Source organism: Sediminibacterium salmoneum NBRC 103935, from assembly GCF_000511175.1.
Lineage (GTDB): Bacteria > Bacteroidota > Bacteroidia > Chitinophagales > Chitinophagaceae > Sediminibacterium > Sediminibacterium salmoneum.
The window spans coordinates 1,623,333-1,630,639 of the sequence record NZ_KI866530.1 but is presented as its reverse complement, the minus strand read 5'-3'; the positions used below and the strand labels follow the sequence as shown (position 1 = coordinate 1,630,639).

Here is a 7,307-nt window from a genome sequence, read left to right as displayed (position 1 = left end):
GGTTGGCATTTTTCTTCATATTTAAACTGCACTAATTTACCCCATTCGCTTTGAATAGGCTACAAAGGATTTATTAAATCCGGCAAATTTTTTCCATGTAGAGAATAGATTCAGGGAATAATTGGGCATATTCTCTTTTCGAGAGCAGCTTAATTTCATCTACCTGACGCCTGGCATCTTCAAAATTGGGCTTACGGGGGATATGACCCAACTGGAAATGCTGGGTTAGCCAATATTGTATTCTTTTAGGAAAAAACTGAAAAAACGGGAATACCCAATGGGGTTCTATCGGGAACCAGTAATTGGGGGTTTGTATAAAATGGTATTTGCCAACCCGCTGCACTTCTTTCGCCATTTTTTGTTGGTTTTCCCAGGTGTATAAGTGTTCTATAACCGAATTGGAAAATACAATGTCGACACTTTGGTCTGCAAATTCTTTCAGATTCGTAGCATCTCCCTTTACAGATACAAAGGGTGCTGACACATTGGGGGTTTCCTCCAGGTTGAGCAAAATGATGCGAACATCCGGCTCATTGAAATTCATGGCCTTCCAGAAATCAACCGTACCCCCAATATCCAGAATGGTCAGGGGCTTAGGGATCTCTTTTAACAAGGTTAAAAAAAACTGGAAGCGCTTATTTCTAAATTGATGTGAAACAGAATTCCTTTGCGTATTGTCCGATATCTTATGTACGATCTTTTTATACATCCAAGGCAAAAATAAAGGATATGCTCCTATATTGCAGATTGTTATGAGACAAATCGCCTTTTTTTTAGCTGACCTCCTACTGATTCCCATTAGCTATTTGGGTTTGAAGTGTGTGGGGTTGGTGCGAAAGTTTGGATTGCCCCATTTTCCGAGACACAAAAAATTGTTTGAGCATACGGGTGTTTTTCCAATTTTGAATCATTATTACGAGCCACAATTTATTTTTTCCAGGTCTTTTGATCCTGCTGCAAAGAGAGCACTGCATCTGGACTTTAATGTGGAAGGACAGTTGGCATTTTTACAGTTGCTGCAACACAAAGAGGAGTTGTTGTCGCTGGCGGAAAACCTTGATGGACTTGTATCCGAAGGGGGGCTTGAGAATAATAGCAATGTAGCTACTGCAAAATTCTACTTGAATAATCCTGCATTTGGCAGGGGAGATGCCGACTTGTACTATTTGTTAATCAGGAACCTGAAACCCAAAAGAATCATAGAAATAGGCTCAGGGCATTCTACTAAATTGGCCTTACAGGCGATACAAAAAAATACCTCTGAAGGACACCTTGTAAGCATGACCTGTATTGAGCCCTATGAATGTAACTGGCTAGAACAGATAGAGGGCATTGAGTTAATTCGAAAAAAAGTGGAAGAACTGGATCCGGCTTTTTTTGAGGTACTGGAGCCCAATGATATTTTATTCATTGATTCCTCGCATATCATCAGGCCCGATAACGATGTGCTATTCGAATATTTGCAAGTGCTGCCCAGAATTAAGCCCGGTGTATGGATTCATGTACACGATATTTTCACGCCCAGAAATTATCCTAAAGTCTGGTTGCAGGATGAATTAAAATTCTGGAATGAACAGTATTTACTGGAAGCATTCCTCAGCAACAATAAAGACTTTCAAATAACCTGCTCGCTTAATTATTTAACCAAGGATTATTATGAGCAAACGGCTGCAGTGCTATTGAATTTAAATACAACAGCCAATCCGGGTTCATTTTGGATGAAGCGGATTTAATTCTTAAAAGGCCAATTGAAATTTTGTAGATTGCTCAAAAAATAACTGTGCACAATCGTCTTACATCTATCCAGATAAAAATTATTAACCAATCTAACAACGCGCTACCCGAATACGCGACATTGGGTTCTTCGGGAATGGACATTCGCGCTTTTATTTCCGAACCGCTCGTTTTGCAACCTTCCGAGCGGGTGCTGGTGCCTACTGGTCTGTTTGTGGAGATTCCCTTGGGCTATGAAATTCAGATCCGCCCCCGAAGTGGCCTCGCGATTAAACAGGGCATTACCTGCCTCAATACCCCCGGCACTATTGATGCGGATTACCGGGGAGAAGTCAAAGTAATTTTGATTAATCTTTCTTTGGAGCCTCAGACTATTCATCCCGGAGACCGCATTGCTCAAATGGTCTTACAGAAAGTAGAGCAAATTCAATGGGTTCCTGCAACAGAATTAACTAGCTCAGATCGTGGAGCCGGCGGATTCGGTAGTACTGGGAAGGTTTGAGTTTGCAAGAAATTCGCCTGCAAACTCAAATATATTAGGTGCTATCCGGAGAATTTCTGTGCACTTAAAAATTTGTGACTGGATTGCAGGCTTTCTAAAATATCGCCCTTGCTAATATCCTGCTCCACAAACCAATGCTTTAGTCCTGCTTTCTTGCGGGCAGCAAATATTTTAGCAAAATCAATAGTGCCATTGCCCACTTCGGTTATTTCCCCAGCGGTAGACATATCTTTTACATGCCATAGCGGGAAACGGCCCGGGTACTTGTTAAAATAAGCCAATGGATCTTTGCCGGCTTTATAAATCCAGTACAGGTCTAACTCCATCTTTACCAGATTGGCATCTGTTTTATTCTGCAAATGGTCGTAGGCCAGCGTGTCTCCGAATTGTTCAAATTCAAAATCGTGGTTATGGTAAATGAACTGAATGCCCGCGGTTTTGGATACTTCTCCGCAACTATTTAAAAGGTCGGGTAATGCGGTATAGATTTCTTTGGTTCTTTCGTTGGGGAACAAGTAGGAACAGCCCATATATTTGGAATCTATGGCGGCCAGGTCTTCTACGGTTTGTTTCCAGTTGTCCTGTAAACTGCCCTTTATTTTCATTCCATAGCCCGACACATGGTGCGAGCTGATCACTTTCATGCCTGTATTGGCCAGGATGGTTTTGAACTCCTTGGGTGTTTTACCAAAGAAAGTACCATTGTAACCATAAATCTCCAACTGGTTGTATCCAATACTGCCCAAACACGTCGCCCAGGCCCACACTAAGCGCTCCAAGGGCAACCGACTGGATAAATTGACTTCTTTTCATGGCTCCTTCGGGCTGTGGATTTATTTCAAAAAAAGTTGCCTTATTGGACTACTTTTGTATATTTGCATTGTGTCTGAACCAAAGAAAATAAAAAATAATACAAAGTCGCTTACTCTTTTAATAGAAGAGGAATATGGTAAGAAAGGATCTACAAAAAGAAACAAGTTCGATAAAGGCTATGAAAGCTTTAAATTAGGAACTTTAATACAAGAAGCTAGGCTGGAAAAAGGGCTAACTCAAGAGCAACTCGCGGCGAAATGTGGAACAAATAAAGCTTATATCTCAAAAGTTGAAAATGACATCAAAGATGTTCGAATCTCAACTCTGCAAAAAATTATAGAGGTTGGACTTGGGGGACATCTTAAATTATCTGTTACACTATAAGTTGTTTTTAAAAGCACTTAGATTATGAAATCTAAACCTTCATTGAAGTCAGAACAAGTAGATCGGAATATCAAAACTGAAAAAATTAGTCCAAAGGTTAAAAGCTTATCAGGTATTGTGAAATTGCCTAAGAACTTTGATGAGAAAAAGGAGTTTCATAATTATTTAGAAAAAAATACGGGGAGTTATTTGCTAATTCTTTTCAGTGATCTGGCAATTATTCATTTTAAAATTCAACATTCACTTTTCTGCAATTTGATAAATAGTTGCAGTAATTTTTGGTAAGTTTAAGGTAAACCATTCTGGAAGTTCATTTATTGCAACAGAAGAAAAGCATTTCCCCTTTTTTATCACAGCTAATCCAATATGTTCAATACCTGAAGTGTCAAGAATTGTAACAGAATCAAAAATCTTAAAATACTGGTCTAATTTTTCTAGATTACCATAAAAATTTGAAGATAAGGTAAAAGGGTCAACATAATGACCGCCTTCTTGAGCTCTACCAATTACACGTGTTTCAGAAAGAGCTGTGTCCGTTAAACCAAAAAAAATTAGATGTATTTTATATCCAGACTCCATAAACTTTTGAGGTATACTCCAAGTTGCATCATTCGTAAAGTGACCTTCGTAAGCAAAATCTTGATTGTATTCTAACGCAGTATTGACTAATTGGTCAAAGGTAGTTTCAACAAATTCTGCAGCAAGTTTTTTACACTCTTTGTGAGACTTTATACCATTTACCCAAAACTCGCTTCTTTTCTGCATAAAGAGTTTATCGCCATCAAAAATCGAGCTTCTTAAATGTGTGGGAATATATTCAGGCCCTACAGATGATTTACCGGCACCATTTGAACCTGTTATGATGTAAAGAAGGGGCATCTTACTTTACTTCTGAGAAGTGAAAGCGTTTTCTTAAATGTGTGGCCTCTGTCTTTGATAATTCACGAACCACATCAATGTCTCTTGATGAATGAACAACAGTAATTAATTTAATACTGCCATTAGGGTACTCAAGGTAGCATTGGTTGGTAGATAATTCTTTTACGTTAATCATAAATGGAAGACCGCTTCTGAGTTTATTTTCACGAAGTTTTTTCACCGCATTGGTCCCTTTCTTACTAGCTATTTTAACTATAGACATATTGCGAATTTACTAATAATTAGCCATTTTTTTGAGAAATAAATTGTCAAAGTAAACCTAATTATTGGTTGTTAGATAAGTATATACACATTAAAAAAAGTATTTTGACATAAAAACCTTTGAACCTGTCTAAAAGCCTTGTTTTTTGTGTTTCCAAAGGCTATTAAATTGGCTATCTTTGCACCCGCTTTATAAGCAACCCCGCAAGGCACTGTTCATTCATTGTCAGATATTTGGCGAGGATGGTTGTTTGAAAGCAAACAGGATTTCAAAGTCATTTATTGAATAATATTTTATGTGGGATAGACAGAATGAGGCATTTGATTTTTTGAAAAAAAATCAGCTAACGAATTTTGTCTATCCCACATGTTAAAATAACACAATGAAATATTTAAAAATACTAATGTTAATCACCATCCTTGCCAGCTGTAAGACAGTGAAGAAAGTGGCAACCATCCAGGAGGCAATCGACAAAAAAGACACGACCCAAACCGTAGTCATCACCGAAACCCCCAAAGTAGACTCCGCCGCTATTGTCCGCAACATCATGGACAAAGTGGTCACCAACAATATCCAGTTCAAGACCTTCAATGCCAAAATAAAAATTGACTACGAAAGTGCGGAGAACAGCGATAGCTACACCGGCTATTTAAGCATTGCCAAAGATTCCTTAATTTTTATCCGTATCCGTGGTTCCTTTCTGGGTATTTCTGCAGAAGGATTACAGGTAAAAATTTCCAAAGACTCTGTGGTGCTGGTAAAAAAAGTAGGAGATAAATATGTGCAATACCGCACCATCGACTACCTGAAAGAAGCGACCCAGATTCCCTTTGATTTTTCTACGTTGCAAGATTTATTGATTGGCAATCCTGTTTTTGTAACGGACAATATTGTTTCTTACCGCGATGGTCCTACCACTTTATCGGTTCTGATGGTGGGCGAAATTTTCAAGCACCTGATTTCCCTTTCCAACGATGATTTTAAAGTGGTACACAGCAAGCTCGACGACGTGGACATTCAAAGAAACCGAACCTGTGCCATCAGTTTCAGCAATTATCAGCCCATGGGTACCTATCAGTTTGCTACCCAGCGAAAAATAGTGGTGGCGGAGAAGAGCAAACTCGATATCAACCTCGATTTTAAAGAGTTCGCCCTAAACGAACCGTTAAAATATACCTTCGAAGTGCCTAAAAACTACAAACGAAAGTAATTTAAGGACGGTTTTAACGTTTATTGTTTGACCTTAGAACTGTGGCCGTTCGGAATCATCAAAATCTTTGCCATCATTTTAATACATAGCTATGTTTAAACAAGTTTTCTCTCTTTTAGCAGTGCTGCTCTTTAGTGGCTTCGTAGCAGTAGCGCAGAACAGAGAAGAATTGCAGAAACAGAAACAGAGCATTGAAAAGGAACTGGCCGAGCTAAATCAGTTGTACCGCGAAACCCAGAAGAGCACCAAATCTTCGGTGAAGCAACTGGCCATCATCAAAAGAAAAATCAATGCACGTGAAGCGCTGATCAATGGCATCAACCGCGAAGTAAAGCAACTGGATGAAACCATCTATTTAAACGAACGAGATATCTACAGACTTCGCAAGGAACTGGATACCCTGAAAGTAAAATATGCCAAGAGCATTGTTTTTGCCTATAAAAACAGAAGCAGTTACGAATACCTGAATTTCCTTTTCTCTGCCCAAAACTTCAACGACGCTATGAAGCGTGCTGCCTATTTAAAGAGTTATCGCCAGAACCGCGAAACCCAGGCCAGCGCCATTGTGCAGAGCGAAAAACTATTACAGGAAAAAATTGGGGTTTTAAGCGCGAACAAGAAAGAAAGACTGAGCACACTGGAAGTGCAGAACAAACAATTGCTAGATCTGGAAGAAGACAAAAAAGAGCAGGATCAGGTGGTGGCCCAATTAAAGGGGAAAGAAAAAGAACTCAATAAACAAATTCGCGATAAAGAGAACCAGCGTCAGAAAGTGGCCGTGGCCATTAATGCGGTGATTCGTAGAGAAATTGAAGAAGCCAAGAAAAGAGAGGAAGCCAAGCGTTTGAAAGCATTAGAAGATGCGCGTAAATTAAAAGCGGCACAGGATGCAGCAGCAGCGCAGGCCGCAGCCGATAAGAAAACTACAAATACGGCGGTGGCTAACGGGGCGGGTGCTGGTAATAGCGGCAGTACTAATCCCCCCAAACCTACTTTGAACGACCCTGCAACAGGGGTTACTTCTGCAGCCAAAGACAGAACCTATTCTCCTTTGGAATCTACGCCGGAAGGCATGGAGCTCTCTTTGAATTTTGAGAACAACAAGGGTCGTTTGCCCTGGCCGGTTAGCAATGGTATTGTTACGGTGGGATTTGGAACCCAGAGTTATGCGGGCACCAAGTTGATGCAGAAATCGGACGGCCTTGAAATTGCTGTGCCAGTAGGCTCACCGGTTCGTTGTGTGGCCGATGGGGAAGTAGTGTATGCGGGTGAAGTGGCCGATGAAAATATTGTACTCGTTAAGCATGGTAAATATTTTACCGGTTATAAAAATCTCTCCACGGTTGCGGTTTCCCGTGACCAGAAAGTGAAAGCAGGTACGGTATTGGGCAAGTCGGGCACTTCTATTGACGGAGAAGGCGGCATCTTATTCATGATCATGAACGATAAGAGTGTGGCACAGAATCCGGCACCTTGGTTGCGTTCTAAATAAAATTTCTTCTTGGTAATTTCTGTATCTTGTT

At 40.1% G+C, this 7,307-nt stretch carries 9 protein-coding genes; 5 read left to right on the top strand and 4 right to left on the bottom strand.

The annotated features are described in order from the left end of the window. Positions 1 to 73 precede the first annotated feature (73 nt). Positions 74 to 613 carry a class I SAM-dependent methyltransferase gene (locus P767_RS16345; RefSeq protein ID WP_216593218.1) on the bottom strand — a complete coding sequence of 180 codons (540 nt, stop codon included), beginning with the start codon at positions 611 to 613 and terminating at the stop codon, positions 74 to 76. A gap of 289 nt (positions 614 to 902) precedes the next feature. Between P767_RS16345 and P767_RS0107700 the strand changes: the two genes are divergently transcribed. Both P767_RS0107700 and dut read left to right on the top strand, forming a co-directional pair. Beyond that, positions 903 to 1,733, top strand: coding sequence for a class I SAM-dependent methyltransferase (locus P767_RS0107700; RefSeq protein WP_172637525.1), 831 nt, complete (start codon positions 903 to 905; stop codon positions 1,731 to 1,733). A gap of 47 nt (positions 1,734 to 1,780) precedes the next feature. After that, positions 1,781 to 2,236: a dUTP diphosphatase gene (gene dut / locus P767_RS0107695; RefSeq protein WP_216593217.1), complete on the top strand. Its 456-nt coding sequence runs from the start codon at positions 1,781 to 1,783 to the stop codon at positions 2,234 to 2,236. 41 nt (positions 2,237 to 2,277) lie between these two features. Here the strand turns inward: dut and P767_RS16340 are convergent, their stop codons facing one another. Beyond that, complete coding sequence (locus P767_RS16340; RefSeq protein ID WP_245586860.1) at positions 2,278 to 3,015, bottom strand: sugar phosphate isomerase/epimerase family protein; 738 nt, start codon at positions 3,013 to 3,015, stop codon at positions 2,278 to 2,280. A 103-nt stretch (positions 3,016 to 3,118) separates the two neighbouring features. On the opposite strand from P767_RS16340, the gene P767_RS0107685 reads away from it, so the two are divergent. Beyond that, a complete protein-coding gene (locus P767_RS0107685; protein WP_216593216.1) occupies positions 3,119 to 3,433 on the top strand; it encodes a helix-turn-helix domain-containing protein in 315 nt (104 codons plus the stop codon). Between the two features lie 240 nt (positions 3,434 to 3,673). Here the strand turns inward: P767_RS0107685 and P767_RS18165 are convergent, their stop codons facing one another. After that, positions 3,674 to 4,312, bottom strand: a complete 639-nt coding sequence (locus tag P767_RS18165; protein ID WP_026764034.1) for a zeta toxin family protein — start codon at positions 4,310 to 4,312, stop codon at positions 3,674 to 3,676. 1 nt (position 4,313) lies between these two features. Continuing rightward, on the bottom strand, positions 4,314 to 4,574 hold the full coding sequence (locus P767_RS0107675; protein WP_026764033.1) for a hypothetical protein: 261 nt from the start codon (positions 4,572 to 4,574) through the stop codon (positions 4,314 to 4,316). A 382-nt stretch (positions 4,575 to 4,956) separates the two neighbouring features. Between P767_RS0107675 and P767_RS0107670 the strand changes: the two genes are divergently transcribed. After that, a complete protein-coding gene (locus P767_RS0107670) occupies positions 4,957 to 5,784 on the top strand; it encodes a lipoprotein insertase outer membrane protein LolB1 (protein WP_026764032.1) in 828 nt (275 codons plus the stop codon). Between the two features lie 91 nt (positions 5,785 to 5,875). Beyond that, positions 5,876 to 7,276, top strand: coding sequence for a murein hydrolase activator EnvC family protein (locus tag P767_RS0107665; protein WP_026764031.1), 1,401 nt, complete (start codon positions 5,876 to 5,878; stop codon positions 7,274 to 7,276). Positions 7,277 to 7,307: the final 31 nt, after the last annotated feature.